The sequence below is a fragment of the Myxococcus sp. AS-1-15 genome (genome assembly GCF_020037055.1).
GTDB classification, from domain to species: domain Bacteria; phylum Myxococcota; class Myxococcia; order Myxococcales; family Myxococcaceae; genus Myxococcus; species Myxococcus fulvus.
On record NZ_JAIQDF010000010.1, the window covers coordinates 189,928 to 213,912 of the forward strand.

Genomic DNA, 23,985 nt, shown 5'->3' on the forward strand with positions numbered 1-23,985 from the left:
GGCCGCGCGCCCGTATCCCAGGTGCCGTGACCCCTCGACTCAAAGGCCTGCTGACCCTGCTCGCCGTGCTGGCGGTGGTGGGGCTGTGGAGTCTCGAGTCCGCCAGGGACGCGCCCCGTGCGCGGCCCTCGCTCGCGCCCGTCCCGCCCGCACCGCGCTTTCCACCGCCGCCCGTGCTGACGCCGCCCGTCATCCCGTTCGGGGTGAAGGGGGCGCGGCGGTTGCTGAAGGCGGGGCTGACGCACCGCTACCGCTTCGACCTGGACACGCGGACGGCGGAGCAGCTCCCCGGCGCGGAGGCGGGGCGCACCTGGCGCCACTCCGGTTGGAGCGGAGAGGTCGCCGTGGCCTACGCGGGCACGGAGGGTGGGCAGCACTTCTTCGTGGCGCGGGTGAAGCCCACGTGGGTGGTGGACGCGGAGCCGCTCGTGGAGGGAGCGCTGCGCGACTTCCGCGCCAGCTTCGAGCGACCCGTGTACGTGACGCAGGACGCGCGCGGACGGGTGGTGGCCGTGCACTTCGACCCGTCGGTGGGTGCGCGGGCCCGAGGCTTCATGCGGCGGCTGGTGGCGGCGACCCAGTTCGTGGCGGAGGAGGGGCGCGCGTGGACCGCGGAGGAGGAGGACACCACGGGCGACTTCGAGGCGGAGTACCGCGCGGGAGGCAGCGCCCACACGTACGTGAAGACGAAGCGGCGCTACCTGCGCACGACGGTGCCCGTGTGGGCGCCCTCGGGACCTCGTGGGCCGGGGCTCGTCGTTCCGAGGCCACGAGGGCACTGGGACTTCACGCTCGACGCGGACGGGCTCGTGCGCGAGGTGACGGGCTCGGACGTGGTGGAGTCCGGAGGTGGCGCGACGGGGCTGCCGCTGGTGCGCCTGGAGACGCGGGTGGCGATGACACGCCTGGGCTCGGAGCAGCGCGCGGCGAGCACGCTGAAGGACTTCCATGCCGCGCGGTGGAGCGCCGAGGTGCTCTCCGCGCCGGAGACCTCCCGGCCTGTTCCACCAGATGGTGGAGGCGTGGAGCCACCCTCGTCGAAGTTGATTCAGATGCTGGCACGCGCCCTGGCGAAGCGGGAGCCCCTCTCACCGGAGCTGACCCACGCGTTGGCGCGGGACGTGACCGCGACGGCGGGAAGGGTGGAGCGGCCTTCCCGCGAGCTCGCTCGGGCACTCGCCCAGGCCGTGGGGATGACGACGGAGCCCGCGTTGAAGGACGCGGTGGGACAGGCGTTCGGCGCCGTGGCGCGAGGCCTCGAGCGCACCGAGCCTGCCCGCGCCGCCGAGCTCCTCGATGGATTGCTTCGTCGCTGTGAAGCCAGTCGACTGGACGCACGGGAGTGTCTGCACGTGCTGGCCCAGACAGGCTCGTCCCGAGGAGAAGGCTACGCTCGCAAGTCGCTCGCGAACACCTCGCCCGAGGTGCGCGCCGCGGCGGCTCGGGCCCTTGGCGCCATGAAGGGCGCGAGCGTGGAGTCCCTGCTGGACGAGGTCCTCCTGACGGACAAGGACGCCGCTGTCCGCGAGCAGGCCGCCGCCGTGATTTCCCAGCGCGTCTTGGGCCCGCATCTGCGCACGGTGGCGCAGTGCCTGCGCACGGAGCCCGAGCCCCGCGTCCGCGCCGAGCTGGTGCGGATGCTGGGCCAGGTGCTCACCGTGGAGCCCCTGGCCCCCGAGCTGCTTCGCGACGTGGCCGCGCGCGATGACTCCGAGGACCTCCGTCGACTGGCCTCGTCACTGCTCGCGAAGCCGTAGCCCTTGGCCCCTCAGACGTCCGGAATCCACAGCGCTCGCAGGTCCGCGGGGAGCTGGCCCATCACGTCATCGGCCTCGCCCTCGGAGATGTGCTCGCGCACCGTGACGAACACGGCACGGCACAGCCGCTCCGCCTCGTTCGGCGTGGTGTCCAGGTCGTCCGCGACCATCTGCACGAACTCCAGCATCTTGAACTTGCGAGGAGGCAGGCCCTCGTGACGCGGGCACCGCTGCAGCATGTCCCGGACCTTCTGGGGAAGCTGCGCCTCCAGGTGCTTCACCTCCCCGCCCATCAGTCGTTGCTCCAGCGTACAGAGCACCGACTCCGCCGCCCGCTCCGCGAGCGCCCGGTCGACGCCCGCCCTCGCCTCCAGGTCGCGGAGGAAGAACGCATACGTGCGCGACGTCCTCGACTCGTGCCGCTTCGCGCGCAGCTCCTCGCTCGCACGCCCGTCCGCCTGCTGCTGTTGCCCCTCGGTTTCATTCGCCATGTCGTGGCCCTCCCTTCCTCCTCACCGTGACCACCGGCGGAGAGGACGACACGGGACCTCCGCCCTTCGCCGGGGCGACATGCCAGGGCCCGGACGCATGGCGCGCCCGCTCCCTCAGGGCCAGTCGGCGAACAACCGGTCGAACACGACCTGCAACACCGGCCGCCACAGCACCAGCCCCCACAGCGCAATCGCGCCCAGCCCCAGCGCGATGCCCGCCAGCGCCTGCCCCCTGCGCCCGATGGGCGGCCTCGCCTGGGCATCCACCGCCCGCAGGCCGAGGACGCCGAGCACCAACGCCATGGGCACCATCAACGGGAAGAACACCGACGAAATCCCCGCGGACAAGGCATGCCTCGCCAGCGGGTTGTTCACCTGGAGGTTCCACAGCCGCCGCAGGTCCTTCTCGGACACCTCCACGCGGAAGAAGAGCCGGGTGCGCGTGTCGAGGAAGATCTGCAGCGAGGAGATGAACATCAGGAACGCGGCCACCAGCGCTCCCGGGCCATACAGCGACGTGGCCCAGAGCCCTCCGACGACGGGCGTGAGCACCAGGCCCGGCCTCGCCCACGACTGTCCCAGGAAGAACGCCACGCCCACGCCCACGGCGCCGAGCAGCAACGGCACCAGCCTCCACTCCTCCAGGTACATGGCCAGCGCCGCCAGGCCGACGAGCAGCAGCGTGCCGCCCGCCACCGTCCACGCATTCGCGTCACGCTGGCCCCAGCGCTCCTGGCGGAAGACCTCCAGGTAGTTCACCTCCGGCCGGGCCGCGCAGGTGGCGCAATACAGCACGCCCATCACCCACGTCGCGCACGTGTCACAGGTGAACGCGCCACAGCGCTGACAGGTCGCCCCCGCTTCCTCCTCGGGATGGACCGCGCAGCGGGGCACGACACCGACGGAGGAGACCATGGCCCCAGTGTGACACGACGGGCCGGACAGCGCGGCCACGAGTCACGCCGCACCTCGCCCCGCCCGAGCGCGGCCCTCAACAGTTGCGGCCCTCCCCCCATTCCCCCGGTCATTCCTTGCCCACGCCCCGAGGCACGCGTGCTAAGCGCGAGAGGTGATTTCCTGGCACGAAAAGCCCCCGGAGGAACCTTGTCCCGAATGAAGGCCCTCGTCGCCGCAGCCCTCGTCCTGTTCGGGCTCCCGGCGCTCGCCCAATCCCCTCAAGAGGCGAAGCCGTTGGAGCCCGGGCGCGAAGCGCTCGCCATCCCCTACGAGAAATACACCCTGCCCAACGGACTGGAGGTCATCCTGTCCGTGGACCGCAAGCTGCCCGTCGTCTCCGTCAACGTCTGGTACCACGTGGGCGCCTACCACGAGCAGCCCGGCCGCACCGGCTTCGCCCACCTGTTCGAGCACATGATGTTCCAGGGCTCGCGCAACGTGGCCGACGACGTGCACATCTCCATGCTGGAGCAGCTGGGCGCCACCGACCTCAACGGCACCACCAGCTTCGACCGCACCAACTACTTCGAGACGGTGCCCACCCACCACCTGGAGACCGCCCTCTGGCTGGAGAGCGACCGCATGGGCTTCCTGCTCGATGCGATGACGCCCGAGAAGCTGGCCACCCAGAAGGAGGTCGTGAAGAACGAGCGCCGCCAGGGCACCGAGGCCGCGCCGTACGGTCTGGCCCGCGAGGCCGCGTGGCACGCGCTGTTCCCGCTGCCGCACCCGTACCACGGGGACGTCATCGGCTCGATGAAGGACCTGGACGCCGCCACGCTGGACGACGTGAAGGACTTCTTCCGCAAGTGGTACGCGCCCTCCAACGCCACGCTCGCCGTCGTGGGTGACTTCGACGTGGCGAAGACGAAGGCCCTCATCGAGAAGTACTTCGGCTCGCTGCCCAGCCACCCCAAGCCCACGCGGCCCACCGTCGCGCCGGTGAAGCTCACCAAGCCCGTGGTCATCCGCCACGAGGAGCGCATCGCGCAGCTGCCGCTGCTCTCCATGCAGTGGCTGACGCCCGCGTACTTCGAGCAGGGCGACGCCACCGCGGACGTGCTCGCCACGGCCCTGGGCACGGGCAAGGCCAGCCGGCTGTACCGCCGCCTCGTGCTGGACAAGCAGCTGGCGCAGAGCGTGGACGTGACGCAGCAGAGCCAGGGCGCGCAGTCGGTCTTCACGCTCAACGTGGTGGCCCGGCCCGGCGTGTCCACGGACACGCTCCAGAAGGAAGTGGACGCGGTGCTGGAGGACGTGCGCAAGAACGGCATCTCCGCCGAGGAGATTCAGCGCGCGCGCACCCGCTTCGACACGCGCACGCTCGCGGGGCTGCAGTCCATCGGCGGCTTCGGCGGCAAGGCGGACGTGCTCCAGAGCTACAACCACTTCGTCGGCGAGCCCAGCTACGTGGCGCAGGATTTGTCGCGCTACGAGACGGTGACGCCGGAGGCGGTGAAGCAGTTCGCCCAAGAGACCCTGAGCCCTGATTCACGCGTCATCCTCCACGCCGTGCCGCCCGCCCGGAAGCAGGCACCCGTCGAACCGAAGGAGCGCCGCTGATGCGCCGCCTCATCACCACCCTCGTCACCGTCTCCCTCGCCGGCTGCGCCAGCCAGCAGAAGCCCGCCGCAAGCGAGAACCCGGCCACCCCTCCCCAGGCCACGCAGCCCGCGGCACCGGCGGACGCCGAGTCCTTCCGCGCGACGAAGCCCGAGCCGGGCAAGCCGCCGGAGCTGGTGCTGCCCAGCTTCCAGAAGGCCACGCTCGACAACGGGCTCACCGTGCTGGTGAGCACCCGGCGCGAGCTGCCGCTGGTGTTCGCGGGCATCACCTTCGCGGCGGGCAGCGCGCAGGACCCCGCGGGCAAGCAGGGCCTGGCGGACCTGACGTACCGCATGCTGCTGGAGGGCGCGGGCACCCGCGACACCGTGGCGCTGGACAACGCCTTTGGTGATTTGGGCGTGTCCCCCTTCCAGGATGTCGCCGCGGACGGCGCCCAGGTGGGCGTGCGCGTGCTGACGCGCAACGTGGACGCGGCGCTGGGGCTCTTGTCGGACGTGACGCTGCGGCCCACCTTCGCGCCCAAGGCCTTCGAGCGCAGGAAGAAGCAGCAGCTGGCGGACCTGGTGCGCCGGCTGGGACAGCCCACCGCGCTGGGGCAGATTGTCTTCCTGTCGTCCGCCTTCGGCAGCGCGCACCCGTACGGGCACTCCGCGGCGGGCATGCCGGACACCGTGCAGGCGCTGTCGCTGGAGGACGTGCAGGGCTTCTACAAGAAGCACGTCGGCCCGGCCGCCGCGGCGCTGGTGATGACGGGCGACGTCACGCTGGACGAGGCGGTGGCCTACGCCAAGAAGCACTTCGGCACCTGGAAGTCGCAGGCCACGCTGCCGGCCGCGCCGCCCACGCCGAAGCTCGTGAACCGCGAGCAGGTGCACGTGGTGCCCAAGCCGGGCCTGGACCAGACGGTGGTCATCATGGGTCGGCCGGCCATCGCCGCGGGCAACCCGGACGAGTTCTCGCTGGAGCTGGCCACCACCGTGTTCGGTGGCTTCTTCGGCAGCCGGCTCAACATGAACCTGCGCGAGGACAAGGGCTACAGCTACGGCGCGGGTGCCAGCCTGGATCCGCGGCTGGGCGTGGGGCCTCTCACGTCGTATGCGTCGGTGCGCTCGGACGTGACGGGGCCCGCGGTGAAGGAGGCGATGGGTGAGGTGACGGGGCTGAAGTCGCGGCCCATCACCGAGAAGGAGCTGGAGGCCGCGCGCGAGGGCCTCATCCGCGCCTTCCCCGGCGCCTTCGAGTCGGTCGAGGGCCTGGGCTCCAGCGCGTCGCAGCTGTTCCGCAAGCGCCGGCCCATGGACGAGTTCAACCGCACCGTGGAGGGGCTGCGCACCGCCACCGCCGCGGACGTGCAGCGCGCGGCCGAGAAGTACCTGGACCCGGCCACGCTGCAAATCGTGCTCGTGGGTGACCCGCTCCTCATCCAGGAGCAGGTGTCGCCGCTCAACCTGGGCAAGCTCGTGCCCGTGGAGCCGGACACCCAGCCCGGCGTGACGCGCGCGGGGCCGTAGTCTCCCAGAGTCGCTTCGCTCCGCCCGGTGTGTCTTGCGGGCGGAGCACGGCTCACGCGACGCGGCCTCGCTCGCATGAGCGGTCGTCCCGCACGGCGTGAAGCTCGCGGGGACGTAGTCCTCGAGAGCCGCTTCGCTCCACCCCGCGTGTCCTCCGGGCGGAGCACGTCCCACGCGATGCAGCCTCGCTCGCGTGAGCGACCGTCCCGCATGGCGCGCTTCACGGTCGAGCCTGTCTCGTCAGCGCCGCGCGACGCCTCCGCGAACCTCGGGTGAAGAGGCGCTGACGCCGCGTCAGTCGCCCTCCTCGATTTGTCGCTCCAGCGAGCGCTCACGACCGCGCCGCTCGCGCTCCAGCTCATCCGCCTCGTCGATGGGGCTGCGGATGTCGGGCACGTCGCCGCCCACGGGCGCGTCACTGTCGAGCGCGAACTTCGCCTCCTGGGTGCTGTGGATGGAGTCCGCCGCGTAGAGCGGCCGGGTGTCATCCGCCTCCAGACCGCGCTCCACGCGGTCCTTCGCGAAGGTGGGCCGATGTCCCGAGGCCTTGCCACCCTTCGAGGGGTCGTTCTTCTTGTTGTCGGTGCCCATGTGGCGCTCCTCGCGCGAAGGGCGCGAGGTGCATCCCCGCGCCCACTCCCCATGGGCTCAATGTCGGAGCGACGCGGGCGCACACCAAGCTCCGGGCGACAACAGCGGGGCCCGGCCGCATGCCCGGTGGACGGGCCGGCTCACGCCCCCGTCATCGGCGCGAGCGGCGGAGGCTCCACCACCACCTGCATGGACAGCGCGGTGTGCTCGGCCTCCCAGCGCAGCCACAGCTTGGGCCGCGACGTCTTCGAGCGCGCGGGCTCCACCCTCAACGACAGCCAGTTGCGCTCGCGCAGGTAGCGGCTCTTGCCCACCGGCAGCATCTCCGTCTGCATGTACGAGGGCAAATCATCCACGGACTCCTCGGCCAGCATCCGCATGCCCATGAACTGGAGCATGCTCGGCGGCGGGTGGACGATGCCCGACGACGTCACCTGCTCGATGGCCGCCTCCGCGAGCCCCGCCGGCACGTGCTCCGGGTTGCGCGAGCGGATGAGCCCTCGCGCCCCCACGTGCACGTCCCCGGACACCACCGTCACCGCGCAGCACGACGCCTTCGCCAGCTGGAGCAGGTCCACCATCAACCGGATGCGCTCGCCCCGGTGCGCCACCGACTCCCACTGGTCCAGCATGTCGTCGTGCATCTCGGTGTCCCCGCCCATCGTCTCCACCGAGGGCCCGAAGCGCAGGTGCACCAGCGGCACCGACGACAGCACCAGCACGTGCCGGGGCTTGTTCGCGCCCCGCCTCGCGTGCTCCTGGCGCCACGCATCCAGCGTGTTCCACTGCTCCGGGCTCATCACCTCGTGCGCCATCTTCCCGTTCGTCTGCCGCCGGTACGTGCGCCCGCTGCGCAGGTCCAACGCGAGCACGTCCACGTCGCACTCGGCGCCCGCGAAGCGCACGGACTGCAGATAGTGCCCCTCGCAGGGCCTGCGACGCGTCGGCTTCTCGGAGCCTCGCAGCGCGCCCAGCTGGAACGCCTCGAACGCGAGCGCGGCGGCGCTGTAGATGGACTCGAACCACTCGCAGGCCTGCAGGGACTCGTGCGAGCCCCAGCCGTCGAAGATGTCGTGGTCATCCCACGTGAAGAGGCCCGGCACCCGCGCCAGCATGGGGGCGATGCCCGCCGAGCCTCCCCACCGCTCGCAGTACAGCTCCACGTAGCGCGCGAGCATCTGCTCGTGGAAGCCCTTGGGCGGACCGAAGTCGCGGTTGAGCTTCTGCTCCAGCTCGCGCTTGCGGAACTCCAAGAGCGGCTCATGGTCCAGCAGCGAGTCCGCGTACACCTGGTCGCCGCCACCCAGCAGCAGCTCGAAGCCGCCCTCCGTGGGCTCCTCGTGCTGGGCGAGCATGTCCATCCAGCAGCCGAAGGGCCTCTTCATCCGCATCACCGAGCTCCACGTCTTCGCGTCGCTCGCGCCGTTGCAGGAGAAGAAGGCCGCCTTGGGCAGCGCGCCCCTCGCGGGCACCACCACCGTCCCCAGCGAGTCCTGGTTCCACGGCCGGGGCGGCTGGTGCGGCGCGGAGAAGTCCACCTCCTCCAGCACTTCGCCCGCGTCCACCGGCTCGAAGCGGTACGTCACCCGCCGGGCCTTGTCCTCACGCGCGAGCGTCACCTCCCAGCGCCACAGCAGGCCCGCCGCCCGGCCCTCCAGCGCGGAGAAGTCCGCCACCCGCCGGGGAGGGGCCACGACGGTGTCCGGCAGCACCGTGCCGTCCGAGGCGCGCAGGCGCAGCTTGGGGAGCCTCGCCGCGTCTACCGCGTCCGCCGACAGGTACAGGTTCACGAAGAACGACCACCGGTCCTGCGACGGCTGGGTGGTCGTGTACAGCATCGGCCCGAGCAGCTTCTTCATCCACGCCCCCTCGAGATGCGTCAGGGCCGTGAGCCCCGGATTCACGGACTTTAACCCGTGAACCCGAGGAGGGTGCGCTCATGCCGGGAGTGTGTCCCGCGTCCCCAAGTTGCCCACAGGGGCTACTTCGCGAGGAAGTCGAGCACGGCGGCGTGGAACTTCTCGGGGGCCTCGAGGTGGGGGATGTGGCCCACGCCGGGCAGCTCCACGAGGGTGGCCTGGGGGATGGCCTGGGCGGTCTTCTTCCCGAGCTGGGGGTACTGGCCCATCGTCGCGGCGACGTCGGCGGGCACCTTGCCTCGGCCGATGAAGGTGCGGTCCTCCTGGCCGATGACGACGAGGGCGCGCGGCTTGACCCACGGGAACTCGTGGACGACGGGCTGCTCGTAGATCATCTGCGACGTCCGGGCGGCGACCTGGGCCAGGCGCGGGTAGTCACCGCCGAGCGTCTGGCGGTAGAGGACCTGGACCCAGACGTCGTACTCGGGCTTCCACTTCACGTAGTACGTGTGGTGGTACTTGCGGGTGGACTCCTCCGTCACCGCGAGTTGCTCCTTGTAATAGGCCTCGGTGGGCTGCCAGGGGGCCTTCTCGCGGTAGTCCTCGAGGCCGATGGGGTTCTCGAGGATGAGGCGCTCGGTGGCCTGCGGGTACATGAGGGCGAAGCGGGTGGCGAGCATGCCGCCCATGGAGTGGCCGAGGATGACGGCCTGCTTGATGCCGAGCGAGTCGAGCACCTGCTTCGTGAGCGACGCGAGCGTGTGGAAGCTGTAGTGGACGTCGGGCTTGGACGAGCGGCCGAAGCCGAGCTGGTCCGGGGCGACGACGCGGAAGCCCGCGGCGGTGAGCGCGCGGAGGGTGGGCTCCCAGTAGGCGCCGAAGAAGTTCTTGCCGTGCAGGAGCACCACGGTGCGGCCATTGGCGCGCGCGGTGGGCTTCACGTCCAGGTAGGCGAGGCGCACGTCCTGGCCCTCGACCTGGGTGGACAGGTACTGCACGGGGAACGCGGAGGGCAGACCTTCCAGCGCGGTGCCGAGCGGCTCGACGGGGGCCTTGGACTGGGCGAGGGCGGGAGGGGCCACCCAGAGCAGGGCGAACAGGGCCAGGACGGACGGACGGATGGGCATGCGCTCCTCGGGAGGGGGTCGTCAGCGTCCGTGTGTAGCGCGCGGGTCGCCGGGACGCAGGCCCTTCGGCACCTGAACCGATATTCATGTCCGGAGGTGGACCCCGGGCACCGGCCTCATCGTGGAGCGGGCGGGCACCCGGGGTGCGGGGGCTCAGGCGCGCGAGTCGTCGAAGCTGCGCGGGCTGAGCAGGCGCAGCGTCAGCACCAGGGCCAGGAAGATGACGCTGGCGGTGACGGTGACGAAGCGCACCCCCACGCGGTCCGCGAGCGCGCCCAGGGCCCAGACGCCCGCGGCGTACCCTCCGCCGAGCACCATGCTGTAGAGGCTGCTGACGCGCGCCTGCATGTCGCGGGGCACTCGCGAGGTGGCGAAGGCGTGCAGGCCGCTCATCAGCGTGAGGTAGTTGGCGCCGAGCAGGAAGATGACGGCCGCGGCCACGGTGAGCGTGGGCGACATCCAGTACACCGCGGACACCACGCCGATGGACATGGCGGCGAAGCCCAGGAGCTTGCGGTGGCCCAGCGCATCCGCGAGGGTGCCCACGACGACGGCGGCCACCACCGCGCCCGCGCCCTGGCAGGCGACGAGCAGCGACGTCGCGGCGGCGCCCTGGCCGAAGACGTTGATGGCGAAGACGGGCACCAGGCCGATGAACGGCGCCACGAGCGCGGCCACGAACAGCGTGCCCCAGAGCACGCGGGAGATGTCCTCGTCCGCGCGGGCGACGGAGACGCCTCGGGTGATGCCGGCCCACAGGCTCTCCTTCGTGCGCGGCGTGTCGCGCGAGGGCAGCGTCACGCGGGACAGGGCGATGAGGCTCGCGACGAAGGACAGCGTGTTGATGAGCAGCGCCCACGACGCGCCGCCCATCTGGAGCACCAGCGCCGCGAGCAGCGGGCCCACGATGCGCCCCAGGTTGTACTGCGCCGAGTTGAGGCTCATGGCGCTGTGCAAATCACGGGGCGGGACGAGCTCCGCGAGCATCGCGGAGAAGGCCGGGTTCGTCAGCGTGCTCGCGCAGCCGTTGAGCAGCGTGACGACACCGACGATGGGCACGGTGAGCTCGCCGATGAAGGCGAGCACGGTGAGCACCGCGGCCAGCACCAGCTGCACGGCGATGCCCAGCGCCACGTAGACGCGGCGGTCGAAGCGGTCCGCGAGCGCGCCGCCGAGCGGCGACAGGATGACGGAGGGCAGGAAGGCGAGGGCGACGATGCCGCCGGTCCACTCGGCGCGGCCCGTCTCCTGCGTGACGTACACGCCCATCGCCACCGTCTCCATCCAGGTGCCGATGTTGGAGATGAGGGCGCCCAGCCAGACCGCGAGATAGCCGGGGTGCTCGAAGGCGCGAAGCGAAGAGAGATGGGGCAGTCGAAGTGCGCGCACGGCGAGTTCCTTGTACCGCACGCGCCGACGACGCGCTCTCGCGAGCCGCGTCATCATTGGGGCCGCAATCACGCGGGTGGCAGAGGGGCCAGCAGCCAGGCTTCAGCGTGGGGTGGATGACGAAACCACCGACGACGCTCGCCGCGTCTTCGTGACACACAGTTCGCGCGCGGCGCGGGCGGCACAGTGCCTGTGCGCGGGCTCACTCAGTGTTTTTCGAGGAAGCTCCGTGAGTTTCCGCGTGCGCGAGAGTGCGCGCCTGTCGGGACAGCGGGGCTCGCGTGCGGAGACGGGCGCGCAGTGACACCGTGGCTTCGATGAGGAGCAACGAGTCGCACGGATTGCACGTTGCGAGGATGACGAGGTCACGTGCCGCCCATGCGCTCCATTCATCGAGCAAAGCGGGACGTTCGTCGTGACACGGTGCCGGGCCTTCACCACCCGCGGTCGGCACGCGGAGCAACGCGCGACTCGTCGCGGCGGAGGACGGCGCCGAGCCTCCGAAGGGCTCGGCCTCGCGACACGACCTGGAACGCGCTCAGCGACGCACGGGAGCGGAGCGCGCGGAGACGGGACCCTTCCCGCTCGGGAGGATGGTGCCGTCCTCGGAGATGCGCGCCGCCGAGCCGGGGAAGTCCTCGGCGGACAAATCCCTCAGCAGCTTGATGACGGCGCCCTTCTCGTCGGGGACCGCGATGCCCTTGTCCACCTGCTTCGTGGCCAGCACGCGGCCGCCGGTGAAGGCACCCTCGCGGTCCAGTTCCACCTCGAGCACCATGCCGAGCCCCTGCGGACCCTTCAGGTTGAACCGCCCATAGGTCGCGAAGTTCCCCAGCGAGTACGCGATGAGGCGGCCCTTGTAGAACTCCATGCCGCGCACGACGTGGGGACCGTGGCCGATGACCACGTGCGCACCCGCGTCCACCATCGCGTGCGTGAAGAGCCTCAAGTCACCTCGGTCCTCGCCGAAGAACATCTCACGGCCCTGCGGGACATGCAGCGCCTTGCCACCCTCCGCGCCACCGTGGAAGGAGACGATGACGATGTCGTGCTCGACGGCCGCCGCGCGCACCAGCGCCGTGGCGGTCTCCGTGTTGTTGAGGTGGTTGCACGAGGGCGACGTGTGGAACGCCACCATGCCGATGCGCAGCCCGTTGCGCTCCACCGTCGCCACCGAGCCCGGCGGCCCGCTCCACGCGATGCCGAGCGCATCGAGCGTGGCCTCCGTCTCGCGACGGCACAGCTCGCCGAAGTCACCCGAGTGGTTGTTCGCCGTGGACGCGAGGTCCACGCCCGCGTCCTTGAACACCTGGCCGTAGGCCGTGGGCGAACGGAACGCGTAGCAGTTCCTGGACGAGCGGCACTTCTTCGTCGAGCCGTTGTCGCACAGCGGGCCCTCGACGTTCGCGAAGGTGACGTCCGCGTCCTCCATCAGCGAGCGCACACCGGCAATCACGCTGCTGGCGCCATCCGGTGGCAGGTTTCCCTCGGGGACGGTGGTGCCGAGCATCATGTCGCCCACGGCGCGGATGCGGACCTTGGCATCGAGCGGCGGGGGAGGGCGGTTGCTGGCGGCGGGTGACTGGTTGAGCTTCGCCTGGAGCGCGGCCTGCCCTCGGGCCTGGGCCAGCGCGGTCTCGAGGTCCGGGTGCTCGGGCGCGAGCTTCTGGACCTCGGTCCACTGCGTGAGCGAGTCCGCCCAGCGGCCTTCCACCGAGTAGGCCCAGCCCAGCTCCCAGCGGCAGTCCACGCGCGTGGGCAGGGCCTTCACGCACGAGGACAGCTCCTGGATGGCGACGGGGGTGTTCTTCTGCTGGAGGGCCTCGAGGCCACGGGCGTAGTGCAGCTCGGCGGCCTCGGGGTTCGGGGCGAACGAGTCACCCGAGCTCAAGGCCAGGACCGCGGCCTGGAGCGCACCGGCACCGGCTCGCGCGGCCGCGTTCCCGATGTCCGAGAGACCTCCCGCCGCAGCGGGCTGCACCGTGGAATCGGTCGACGAGGGGGTCGAGGAAGCCAGGGCCACCGGAGCTCGCGAGGTCGTCGAGACCATGACCGAGCGTGCTCCCGCGCTCATCACGTCGGCCACGCTCGACGCGCTCAGTCCGGAGCGCACCGCATGCGCTCCCACGCTCATCACGGCGGAGGACGCGCTCGGTCCCGGGCTCGCCATCCTGGCGCCCACGGCCATGCCCCTCACCACCGCGCGCGCTGACTCCTCACCGGCGCGCTGAGCGGCGTTGGCGAGCGCCTCCACCTCCCACGCGCTGCGCACGGACCGTGAGCCGGCCGAGGACAACAGCTCGGCGCTCCGGCCCATGGGCGTTGTGGAGAACTTGTGGGCGGCGTCGGGCACGAGCTCCGAGGAGGGGCCCGATGAGGTGGCGAGCGCGAGCAGGACGAAAGCGGACGGGAGCATGGCTCGGGCATCTTACGAGCCTTGGGGCCCTCCAGGGACAGCCCCCGTGTGCCTGTGACTTCAGCGGGCAGGCGGGCAGCCCCGCCGACCCACCCGCCCACGCCTAACCCAGCAGGTCCAGGAGCCTGGAGCCCCGGCGCTGACGTGGCAGCAGCTTGAATCGCCGGAGCTCCTTTCGCTTCACCTTCGACTCCACGGCGCTGTGCACCGACAAGCGACCCGGGCCCCGCAGGAGCAACCCGAGGGCGATGGCGCACAGGGCGAGGTTGAACTCGAAGCCGCCCTTGGTGTTGTCGAAGCCCTTGGAGCCATGGACCTTCGCGATGGCGAACGCCTGGGTGACGAGCACGGCCACCGCCGCGGGTCGGGTCGCGATGCCCAGGATGGCGCCCACGCCCGCGAGGACTTCGGTCACGCCCGTGGCCAGCACCAGGGGCCTGGCTGGCTTGAGGCCGAGCTGTTCGAAGAAGCCCGCGTGCTGCTCGGTGCCCTCCTTGCGCAGCTTGGCGATGCCATGCACCACCATGGTCGAGCCCAATGACAGTCGAGGAGGCAGCAAGGCCGCCGCCTTGAGGAGGTCCGGTTGCTCGGTCAGCGTCACGGAGTTCATTCCCTGTTCTCCTTGCTCGGGGGCCACGGGCCCGTCCGGGAAACCTGAGTACGTTGGGAACGCTCCATGCCCCCGGCACCCGTGCGCCGGCGCACCTCCCTCGGTGGACGACCGGGCCTTCGACCGCTCCGTCACACGGGAGTGAACTTCGCGCCCGTGGGCTTCAGCCGCTCCAGGGCCTCCTTGATGTCCTCGGAGACGATGAGGGCGATGTCCCAACCTTCCGTGCGGAAGATCTTGGCATCGCCCACCTTGGAGGGGTCGATGCGAAGCCCCATCACGGATTTGTAGTCACCCACACGGTCTGGCTGGCCATGTTCGGGCAGCCAGTAACGCACCTCTTCGGACGCTTCGTCGTCGATACAGCGAAAGCGCTTCGTGACAACCAGGATGAGGTACTGGTCCGGCTTCCCCTGGATGTCGACTGGGATGAGTTGCACGTCGTCCGGAGCCAACTCCGCGAAGAGCGAAGCCATCTTGATATGGACGACGGGCACCGCACCTGTGCCCGCGATGCAGAAATCCAACGCCTTGCCTGGCTCGTTGATTGGCATCGAGAGACGACCCTCGACTCGGACAGGCTGTCCCGCCGTGAAGACATAAGGGTCCTCGATCTCATGACCCTGCGCGTCCTGGGGATCTCCCAGGTACCAGTACCCAGCTCGGACGTCCTCGTTCAGCCTGAAGTAGCGCACCCGTGGCATGGTGAAGGCTGTCTACCTCACTTCCCCTCCGTCACGAGCCTGTGGAGTTTCGTTCCCTGGGTCGAGACCTCGCTCGCCAGCTCCTTGAGTGCAGAGGTGAGTGACTCACGACAGGCCACCACGTTGCGGCACCTGCGCGTCGCATCCCGGAGTCTTTCGTGGACGGCCATGTGGTACTCCTCCGGGTGAGGCCCCTTGTGTCCCGGGACCGCGACGATGTTCTCGGGGTCCTTCAACTCCATCCCCGCCTTCTTGAAGATGTCCCTGAACCTCGGGGTCCATGGGCCTCCACGAGCAGCGGACTTGCTGTTCTTGTTCGTCGCGAGGTGGTGCTTCTCGGTGCGCGCGCTCGTCATAGCGACCGCATGAGGCGCCAGCGCCACCGTGAAGCCCTCGGCCGACATCGCCACCGAGCGCACGCTGCCCACCGCCATGTACCGATAGCCCGCCTGTGCCTCCACCGCGACCGCCGCCTGCGCCGAGCCCGGCAGCCCTGACGCCTTCGCCGCCAACCCCGCTGTGCTCCCAATCGCCGCCGTCGCGAGCATCACGAAGACCCGCGCCGCGTTCTCTCCGAGCACCTCGCCGTACGCCTCTCCCGCCGCGCGGAGTTCCTCGAAGCTCCGCGCCCGGTCCGCCGCGCGCACCAGCACCACCCAGCCATCCAGCACCCGCCACACCGTGTCCACGCCCAGGTACGCAATCGCTGTCGCCGTCAGCAGCGCCGCCAGACCCTTGGATACGGGCTCGGGCAGCGCCCACAAGAGCAAGTACATGCTCACGGACGCCGTCACTGTCGCCAGCAACGCCTGGGGGTCCGTCGCATCCTCCAGCGCCTCCGCGGTCTCCTCCCACACCGCGTCCATCGCGATGGCCAGCGCCAACGAATACCGGCCGTCACTTCCCAGCAACGGTCCCTCTTCCAGCAGGCGCAGACAGTCTCCAGGCTGCGACTTGCGCTCGCACCAGCGCCCGTAGTCCCGTGTCAGCGCGTCATCGGCGTACGTCTCCAGCAACCGGAGTCCTCCGACGTCCCCGTCCCCGCTCGGGATGAGCTTGAGGCTCTGCGGCTGGTACTCGTACACGCCACTTCGCTCCGGCACGCCGAAGCGCTCGCGGGCCTCTCTCAACGGATGCTCGAAGGGCCTCACGTCCCGAGCGAGCACCACCAGGGCCTCTTCGAACTCATCGTCGTCCAACTCCACCGGCCCCGCGTCCTTGTCCTCGAAGGGCACGTGGACCTCTGGCGCGCCCTCGCCTGAGTCCAGTCGGACGACCCGCGTGCTCGAACAACCCACCAGGGTCAGTGCCAACAGCCACACGATGAAGCGATGCGCGCCCATCCAGCCCCCGTGCACATGACGTCGTGAGACTCGCGACGCAATAGCAGGGCGGTCCGACGTGCCATCGCACCGTCGGTCTCGGAATCACAGCCTCGGCCACCAGGTGGAGCTACGCCTGCTCCGAGAGCGGCGGGTCCATGAGCGCGGCCACCTCCGCCGAGTAACCCCCGGGTCCCTCTCCGTGGACCACGAGTGGCGGACGCACGGTGAGGCCCCGGTCCCTGTCTCGCACGGCCTGCACCAGGAAACGCGTCGCCGGCGCCTCCACCCTCGAGTGCACGAAGCGCAGCACGCGCGGATGCAGCTTCGACTGCGCCAGCAACCCGAGCACCTCCGCCGCTCGCGCCGCCGGATACACCAGGCTCACCAGTCCCCCAGGAGCCAACGCATACCGCGCCGCCGCGACCACGTCCCGGGCATCACACGCCACCTCCGACTTGGAGATGGCGCGCTCGTCATCCGGACTGCGCACCCCCGCATCCGCCACCCGGAACGGCGGGTTCGACACGACCTGCACATACCCTCCACCCGTCACCTGCTCACGGATGCGCCGCAAATCCCCGAGCACAGGCCGCACCCGGGACTCACAGTCATTGAGCGCCACGGCCCGCGTCAGCCGCGCATGCACCGCGGGCTGCACCTCCAGCGCATCCACGGGCCCCAGCCCGAACTGCTTCACGAGCAGCAGCGACACCACGCCGCTGCCCGCACCCAGCTCCAATATCCGCCCCGAGCCCTGCGGGGACTCCGTGGCCGCGAAGGCCGCGAGCAGCACCGCGTCCAGCGTGAACCGATACCCATCCCGTCGCTGGAAGACGCGCACGCCCGAGGTGCCGATGGAGTCGAGCGTCTCGTCCGGGCCGGGCTGTGAGGCGGAGTCAGTCACGGGGGGGACGCCATGCTCGCATCCTCGTCGAACAGGCGTCCACCCCGGGGACCGCCTCACGTCACGGTGTGTACACGACGGTCAGCACCGCGTTCGCCGAGTCCCGCACGAACAGGTACTGCGTCGCCGTCTGCTCCTGGCTGAAGCGCAGCCGCAGCTGCGTCCTGCCCGCCACGTTGATGGCCCCCAGGCCCGCCCCGCTGAAGTCCGCCGAGGCCCGCGCTCCACTGGTGAAACGCTCGATGCTCGCCACCGCGCTCGCGTCCGTCGCCGCCGCCCAGTCCGCGCCTTCCGTGGACGCTGCGTTGAACGTGCCGGACTTCACGTCGATGACCAACGTGTTCCCCGCCGGCGTGGACCAGGGGTCCCCCGAGCCCGACGAGTAGCTCACCGTGAGGAACGCCCGCGTCACCGTGGCCCCGTCCGGCAGCGCCGACGTGTCGAACGAGAGGAAGGAGCGGTTGTACTTCCCATCCGTCCCACGCCCGAGCGCCAGGTTCGTCAGCGTCCCGAGCACCGCGCCGCCGCCATCCGCGTTCGCCTTCAGGTAGCCGTCCTCCGCCGCGATGCTCGTGAAGCTCACGGTGACAGGCGTGGGAGGCACGCCGGCGTTGTCCACCGTGACGCTCGTGTCGTTGTCCGTCGCCGCATTCCCCGCGGCGTCATAGGCCCGGGCCCCCAGCGTGTGCGCGCCGTTCGCCACCGTCCGGCTGTCCCACGCGAGCTCGTACGGCGCCACCGTGTCCGTCGCCACCGGAGCACCATCCACCAGCAGCTCCACGCGGGCCACGCCCACCGCGTCCGTGGCGCTCACCGTCACCGTCACCGTGCCGCTCACCGTGGCCCCAGTCGCCGGAGACGTCACCTTCACCGTGGGAGGCGTGGTGTCACCGCCCGGCTCGCCGCCGCCCCCCGTGAGGCCGAAGAACTTCGCCTGGTGGTACACGGAGCACAGGTTCACATCCGTCACGTACGCGCCCACCGAGCCACAGGCCGTGGTGCTGCCCGGGAAGTTGAACTGCGCGTCGAACGCCACCGCGTGTCCCATGCCGGTGAGCTCCCACGTCTCCACCAGGGCCCGACCCGCGCCGTCGCGATAGACCTTGTGGGGAAAGCCGCCCACCGTCTCCGTCGTGTCCGGCGTCTGGTCGATGCCGTGCACGTTCGTCCACTGCTCCATCGCCTCGGTGCCGTTCATCGGCCGCACCGTGAAGTCACTGGTGCCGTACCAGATGGACACCGGAGGACGCGGGCCCGCGTAGCTCGGGTAGCCACCGCGCGCCAGGTCCCCCCAGGCCGCGGGCGTCTTGTCCAGGCCGCTCATGCACGTGAAGGCCGCGTTCACCGACGTGGAGCAGCGGTGGGGTCCACCCGCGTTGATGGCGCCGGCGCGGAAGACATCCGGGTAGACGGCGAGCAGCGAGGACGCCATGTAGCCGCCCGCGGAGAAGCCCGTCACGTACACCCGCGACGCGTCGATGGAGTAGGTGGCCTTCATCGCATCCACCATCTGCTTGATGGACAGCGCCTCGCCCGCGTCGCGCGTGGTGTCTCCGATTTCGTACCAGTTGAAGCAGCTGGTGCCGCTGTTGCTGCCCTGCTGCTGCGGATACACCGCGTAGAACTTGTAGACGTTGGCCGCCGCCGTCCAGCCGCCCAGCTCCATGCCCGTCGCGTTCTGCGTACAGCCGTGGAGCACCACCACCAGCGGCGCGTTGGCCGGCATGTCCGAGGGCACGTGCCGGAACATCAGCAGGTTGCCCGGGTTGCTACCGAAGCCCGTCACCTGGGTGAGGGCCTGCTCGGAACTTTCGAGCACCGAGTCACCCGAGAGGCCGACCTCGGTTCCGCCACAGCCGAGCGCGCCCAGGCCGAGCGCCACGGTGAAGGTGAAGCACGTCGAGGAGAGTCGAGAACGCCACGACGACATGGTGCCTCCCGGGCCGTCGAGGGGAAGGGGGATGACGGCCGCGAGCGGCAACGTGACTCCCCCGCACAACCCTGATTCAAGGCGCGCCGCGTCGCCCGGTCCCTGAAACCTGAACCAGGGTTCATTTCAGCGCACCGCGTCGGGCGCCCTGGAACCTGAACCGTCCTTCAGCTCACCTTCACTCGGAGAACCGGTCCGGACAGGCCCGTCGACGGATTGTTCTCCCGACGTCAGCGGTCACCCGCAAAGAAGACGACCTCGCCAACATCGATTCAGGGCCGGGGCCATCCGCGATGGACAGGGCGGGGTCGCAGGAGTCCGCCCCGGTGGGCTGCTGTCATCCCGTCACACCCGTAACCCGCGCCCGGCATGAGGCTCTCCGCACGTCCCACGGAGGCACGCGCCCCGCCCTCCCGAACGATGGCGCGGACAGGGCCGGGGCATCCACCACGAGCCCCGGCCCAGCACACCGCGCCCGGACCTCAGGCCTTCGGACGCCGTGCCGCGAGCCGCTCGGCCACGTCGAGGACGCGGGCCTCGATGCACACGTCATCCAGGTGGTTCGCCTCCACCAGGCCCGTGGGGCTCGTCACGTTCACCTCGGTGAGGTAGTCGCCGAGCACGTCGATGCCCACGAGCAGGAGCCCGCGCTTGCGCAGCTCCGGCTTGAGCCGCTCGCAGATCTCCAAATCGCGCGCCGACAGCACCGCCTTGTGGGGCGTCCCCCCGGCGGCCATGTTCCCGCGGTGGTCGTCCCCGGACGGCACGCGCAGCACGCCGCCCACGGGCTCACCGTCCACCAGGATGATGCGCTTGTCGCCCTGTCGGCTCTCCGGGATGTACGCCTGCGCGACGACGGCCTCGCGGCCTCCGCTGGTGAGCAGCTCCACGGCGGAGCGCGCGTTGCGGTCCCCCGGCGCGAGGAAGAGGATGCCCTTGCCGCCGAAGCCATCCACCGGCTTGAGGATGGTGCCCTGCGCGTTCCTCGCGATGAAGTCCAGGAGCACCGGCAGCTCCCTCGTGATTCGCGTGTCCGGCATCAGGTCCGGGTAGCGCAGACTGAAGAGCTTCTCGTTCGCGTCGCGGATGCCCGCCGGGTCGTTGATGTAGACGGGCGGGCGGTCCCCACACAGCTCCACCAGCTGCGTGGCGTGCAGGAACTCCGCGTCCACCGGCGGGTCCTTGCGCAGGAACAACACGTCCACCGTCGACAGCTCGCGCGGCGCCTCGTCCAGCACGTCGAAGTGCCGTCCCAGCTCCCGGCGCACCGTGACGTGGCGCATGCGCGCCTCCGCCACCCGACCGTTGAAGCGCAGCCACCCTTGCTCGAAGTAGACCACCCGGTGGCCCCGCTTCTGCGCCTCCAGCATCAGCGCGAAGGTGGAGTCGTGGTCCACCCTCACCGTCTCGAGGGGGTCCATCAGGAAGCCAAGGGTGAGCGGGGCCATGGGTCTCGAAAGGAAGGATGAGGGGGCGCGAAGATAACAGGCCCCCTCGTCATCGCAGCGGATTCACACCCCTCAGGGCAGGTCCTGCCAGCTCTCGAATTTGCTCACCGTCGTCTCCCCGGCGCTGATGACCACGGGCAGGGAGCGCGACTTGCCCTGGGGGTCGACGATTCTCAGCGTGTGCTTGCCCACCGGCACGGAGACCCCCAAGAGCGGCGTCACGCCGAGCTTCTTGCCTCCCAGATACACGGGCGCCGACTGCCCCGTGATGTTGAAGGTCAGCTTGCCCGTGGCTCGCGAGGGCCTGGTGCGCTCCGGCTTCGAGCCCTCGTCCGGCGGCTCCCCCTGCGCGCCGACGTTCCTCGGCGCGGGCTCCGGCTTCGCTCCTGGAACAGGTTCATCGGGGCCCGGCCCCAGGTTCCCCAGCATGGCCCCGGGCTGGATGGGACGCAGCCTGGCGTCCTGCGGCTCCTCCTCCCGCACGGGCACCATCGTCGCCGAGTCATCCAGCGCGCGGCTCAGCTTCACCGCGCCATAGATGCCTCCGCCGAGGATGCTCAGCAGCACCAGCCCCCAGAGCACATTGGACCGGAGCTTCTGCGCGGGCGTGAGCTCGTCACCGTCCAGCGGCGGCGGCGCCTCGGTCTTCACCGTCGACACCTTGCGCGAGGGCTTCTTGCCGCCCTTCATCGGCGTGTTGCCCGACCGGGGCGTGGCCATCTCCTCGCGCACCGGCAGGTACGGCCCGTCATCCCCGCGCAGGGCGCGCTTCGCGGAGTCCACCATGAGCGAGCTGGCCGTGCCGTCCACGCTCTCCAGCAGCGCGCGCGTGGCCGCCATCCGCTCCGCGAACATCTCCTTCATCAGGGTGGCGCGATGCTCCGCGTCCTGCATCAGCGTCCCCGCCGCCGCCTCCAGCGCCCGCGCCATGTCCCGCCCGTTGGCGAAGCGCTTCTCACGGCTGCGCTCCAGCGCCTGCATCACCACCTTGGAGATCTGCTCCGACACGTGCGGCGTGACGTGCGAGGGCCAGGGGATGGGCGCCTCGAGGATCTTCATCATCTCGTCGCGCTCCGTCCTGCCCGCGAACAGGCGCGCGCCGGTGAGCATCTCGTGCAGCATCACCCCCACGGAGAACAGGTCGCTGCGCCCATCCAGCTTCTCGCCGCGCACCTGCTCCGGGGACATGTAGCCGGTGGTGCCCTTCACCGTGCCCGCGTGCGTGCGCTCCAGGCTGTTCTTCGCCTTGGCGATGCCGAAGTCGAGCAGCTTCACCATGCCGTCGTACGTCACCATGATGTTCTTCTGGGCGACGTCGCGGTGGATGACGGGGCTGGGCTCGCCCGAGGGCGCGGTGAAGGTGTGCGCGTAGTGCAGCGCCATGCAGACGTCGCGCGCCACCGACAGCGTGAAGCCCAGCGGCACCGGGCGATGGTGGCGCAGGCACGCGCTCGTTATCTGGTTCAGGTTCTGCCCGGCGATGAACTCCATCGCCAGGAAGAGGCCGTCCTCCTCCTGCCCCAGGTCGAACACCTGCGCGATGTTCGGGTGGTTGAAGGCCGCGGTGATGCGCGCCTCGTCCAGGAACATCCGCTCGAACTGCTCGTTGTCCCGAGCGTCCGGCAGGATGCGCTTCACCACCACGTACTTGCGGAAGCCACCCGGACCCGAGGTGAAGCCGAGGAACAGCTCGGCCATGCCACCCACGGACAGCTGCGTGACGACCTCATACTTCCCGATGCGCTCGCCCCGATAGAAATCGATGGGTCAACCCTCCTCGCCAGCGCCCCGCCACCGGAGCCGCAACGCCGCCGAGGATAACAGGCTTGTATGGCGCGGACCTGCGGTGAGAACACGCCGTCACCCACCGTCTTCCCGTCATCCACCACGAACCTGTGGATGGCCTGTGGACAGCGGGGGGATGGCTGTGGAGAAACCCCGGCGTGGATCAACCCCTGTGGGTGGCCGGGGGAAACCGCCAATTTACCCACATGTAGCATCGCGCGAATTCGTCAGTGATCCCGAGAGCTTGCTGACTTGTCCCCAACTCCGTGCCCTCTACTTCTTCCACCACTTGATCAATACCCCATATCCCTTTTGAAGAAGCAGACGGTGCCTGTGACTTGCGCCTGTGGATGAGCGCCACACGGCTGTAACACCCTGGCATCCGGGCACGCGGGCGGCGCCCACGGCGGCACGCGGGCCTCCAGGCGCGAAGCCATCAGGAGCCCACGCCGGCAGGCCTCGCCAGGCGGCCGTGGAGGGCCCTGGGGCGCGCGCCGGGCCTTCGCGGGCACACCGGGAGCTTCCCAGGTCGGAACAGGGCGCCAGCAGGCGCTGGGGGCCTTGGGCCTTGGACGCTCAGGTCAGCGCGGCGCGCAGACGCTCGAGGAGGCCGGGCAGGGCCGTGAGCAGTTCACGGTCCGTGTGCTCCAGGGCATTGCGGAGGATTTCGAGGTCCTCGGCCGAGCGCTCCGCGTTCACCATCCGCTGGAGCATGCGCAGCCGCTGGTTGCGCAGCACGAGGCGCGCGAGGGTGTCCTCCAGCTCCTCGCCGAGCGCGTCATCCAGCTGCAGGTCGCGGCTGATGAGCTCGCGCAGCTGCTCGACCAGATAGGTCAGGTCCCAGGATTCTTCGTAGCCGGCCCGTCGAGACATTGCTTCCACGCATCGCCGGGCTCAGCCCAGCGCTCGAGCCCGGGAGAGCCCGGCCAGGGTCAGCCGGGCACGGGACGGGTCCATCTCCACGGTGACGTGGCACTCGTCGAAGTCCAGGTTCAGCGCATACGGCTCCGACGCGGGCAAAAGGCCGCGCTCCTGGTGCGCCAGCGCGGCCATGCGGAAGAGCTCCGACAGCAGCGCCTGCCGCGTCTTGGGCGTCAGCCCGTCCACGGTGCCTTGCAGGCTGCGTGGGATGAGCACGGTGAAGGCCTGGGAGGACGTAGAGCCCGTGTCGGCGACGGAGGTCATGCCGGCGCCGATTGCGAGAACCGTACCTTTCCTGGATCCAACCATTCCGCGCGGTTGGAGTGGGTCGGCCGCGACCGTCTGAAAAAATCACAGGGTGTTCGTGGCCGCGGTCTGAAGTGTCTTCGGGAAGGCGCGCCTTCCGGGCCTCCACCGGCTTCCATTACCCGAGTGGATGAGGATTCCGTCCGACGTTCATCTCTGCGGCGAGCTTGCGACTTCAGGGTGCTGGTGGCGCGGCGTCCGCCGCGGTGTCCGGTGAGGGCCCTGGGGAGGTCCTGGAAGTCGTCACGCAGGGAACGTGTGTCGCCACGTGCTGGCGTGAGCGCGCCGTGACGCGAGCGTTCAGCAGCCGAAACGCGCGGGCCGCGTGGGAGGCGATGGCGGACAGGCGCGAGGTGCTCACCCCTCGCATCACGGGGAGCCCGGGGCT

Annotated in this window: 19 protein-coding genes; 3 read left to right on the top strand and 16 right to left on the bottom strand. The window is 70.1% G+C overall.

The window, feature by feature from the left end; all coding sequences use genetic code 11:
- Window positions 1-26: 26 nt before the first annotated feature.
- Window positions 27-1,757, top strand: a complete 1,731-nt coding sequence (locus tag K8625_RS44555; protein WP_223749504.1) for a HEAT repeat domain-containing protein — start codon at window positions 27-29, stop codon at window positions 1,755-1,757.
- Window positions 1,758-1,768: 11 nt separating this feature from the next.
- On the opposite strand, the gene K8625_RS26020 is transcribed toward K8625_RS44555, so the two are convergent.
- A complete protein-coding gene (locus tag K8625_RS26020) occupies window positions 1,769-2,248 on the bottom strand; it encodes a DUF2267 domain-containing protein (RefSeq protein ID WP_223784206.1) in 480 nt (159 codons plus the stop codon).
- Between the two features lie 114 nt (window positions 2,249-2,362).
- A complete protein-coding gene (locus K8625_RS26025) occupies window positions 2,363-3,163 on the bottom strand; it encodes a B-box zinc finger protein (RefSeq protein ID WP_223784207.1) in 801 nt (266 codons plus the stop codon).
- 198 nt (window positions 3,164-3,361) lie between these two features.
- Between K8625_RS26025 and K8625_RS26030 the strand changes: the two genes are divergently transcribed.
- On the top strand, window positions 3,362-4,768 hold the full coding sequence (locus tag K8625_RS26030; RefSeq protein WP_223784208.1) for a pitrilysin family protein: 1,407 nt from the start codon (window positions 3,362-3,364) through the stop codon (window positions 4,766-4,768).
- A complete protein-coding gene (locus K8625_RS26035) occupies window positions 4,768-6,282 on the top strand; it encodes an insulinase family protein (protein WP_223784209.1) in 1,515 nt (504 codons plus the stop codon). Before K8625_RS26030 ends, K8625_RS26035 begins: the two co-directional genes overlap by 1 nt.
- Window positions 6,283-6,576: 294 nt before the next feature.
- Here the strand turns inward: K8625_RS26035 and K8625_RS26040 are convergent, their stop codons facing one another.
- From K8625_RS26040 to K8625_RS26105, 14 genes are all read right to left on the bottom strand, one after another.
- Window positions 6,577-6,873, bottom strand: coding sequence for a hypothetical protein (locus tag K8625_RS26040; RefSeq protein ID WP_046710224.1), 297 nt, complete (start codon window positions 6,871-6,873; stop codon window positions 6,577-6,579).
- 140 nt (window positions 6,874-7,013) lie between these two features.
- A complete protein-coding gene (locus K8625_RS26045) occupies window positions 7,014-8,732 on the bottom strand; it encodes an alkaline phosphatase D family protein (RefSeq protein ID WP_223784210.1) in 1,719 nt (572 codons plus the stop codon).
- Window positions 8,733-8,854: 122 nt separating this feature from the next.
- On the bottom strand, window positions 8,855-9,859 hold the full coding sequence (locus K8625_RS26050) for an alpha/beta fold hydrolase (RefSeq protein ID WP_223784211.1): 1,005 nt from the start codon (window positions 9,857-9,859) through the stop codon (window positions 8,855-8,857).
- Between the two features lie 153 nt (window positions 9,860-10,012).
- On the bottom strand, window positions 10,013-11,248 hold the full coding sequence (locus tag K8625_RS26055; RefSeq protein WP_141325262.1) for an MFS transporter: 1,236 nt from the start codon (window positions 11,246-11,248) through the stop codon (window positions 10,013-10,015).
- A 538-nt stretch (window positions 11,249-11,786) separates the two neighbouring features.
- The gene (locus tag K8625_RS26060; RefSeq protein ID WP_223784212.1) at window positions 11,787-13,664 is read right to left on the bottom strand and encodes a CapA family protein; all 1,878 of its coding nucleotides are present in this window, start codon (window positions 13,662-13,664) and stop codon (window positions 11,787-11,789) included.
- 103 nt (window positions 13,665-13,767) lie between these two features.
- Window positions 13,768-14,274 (bottom strand): DoxX family protein, encoded by a 507-nt coding sequence (locus K8625_RS26065; protein ID WP_223749496.1) that lies wholly within the window; start codon window positions 14,272-14,274, stop codon window positions 13,768-13,770.
- Window positions 14,275-14,405: 131 nt separating this feature from the next.
- Window positions 14,406-14,978 (bottom strand): imm11 family protein, encoded by a 573-nt coding sequence (locus K8625_RS26070; protein WP_223784213.1) that lies wholly within the window; start codon window positions 14,976-14,978, stop codon window positions 14,406-14,408.
- Window positions 14,979-14,995: 17 nt separating this feature from the next.
- Complete coding sequence (locus tag K8625_RS26075; protein WP_223784214.1) at window positions 14,996-16,321, bottom strand: AHH domain-containing protein; 1,326 nt, start codon at window positions 16,319-16,321, stop codon at window positions 14,996-14,998.
- Window positions 16,322-16,430: 109 nt separating this feature from the next.
- The gene (locus K8625_RS26080; protein WP_223749493.1) at window positions 16,431-17,207 is read right to left on the bottom strand and encodes a tRNA1(Val) (adenine(37)-N6)-methyltransferase; all 777 of its coding nucleotides are present in this window, start codon (window positions 17,205-17,207) and stop codon (window positions 16,431-16,433) included.
- Between the two features lie 61 nt (window positions 17,208-17,268).
- Entirely contained in the window at window positions 17,269-19,137 is a 1,869-nt protein-coding gene (locus tag K8625_RS26085; RefSeq protein ID WP_223784215.1) for a PHB depolymerase family esterase, read from the bottom strand.
- A 482-nt stretch (window positions 19,138-19,619) separates the two neighbouring features.
- On the bottom strand, window positions 19,620-20,585 hold the full coding sequence (gshB, locus tag K8625_RS26090) for a glutathione synthase (protein ID WP_223749491.1): 966 nt from the start codon (window positions 20,583-20,585) through the stop codon (window positions 19,620-19,622).
- Between the two features lie 72 nt (window positions 20,586-20,657).
- Window positions 20,658-22,283: a serine/threonine-protein kinase gene (locus tag K8625_RS26095; protein WP_255665979.1), complete on the bottom strand. Its 1,626-nt coding sequence runs from the start codon at window positions 22,281-22,283 to the stop codon at window positions 20,658-20,660.
- Window positions 22,284-22,946: 663 nt separating this feature from the next.
- Window positions 22,947-23,243 (bottom strand): hypothetical protein, encoded by a 297-nt coding sequence (locus tag K8625_RS26100; RefSeq protein WP_141325271.1) that lies wholly within the window; start codon window positions 23,241-23,243, stop codon window positions 22,947-22,949.
- A 21-nt stretch (window positions 23,244-23,264) separates the two neighbouring features.
- Entirely contained in the window at window positions 23,265-23,555 is a 291-nt protein-coding gene (locus K8625_RS26105) for a hypothetical protein (protein ID WP_141325272.1), read from the bottom strand.
- Between the last annotated feature and the right edge of the window lie 430 nt (window positions 23,556-23,985).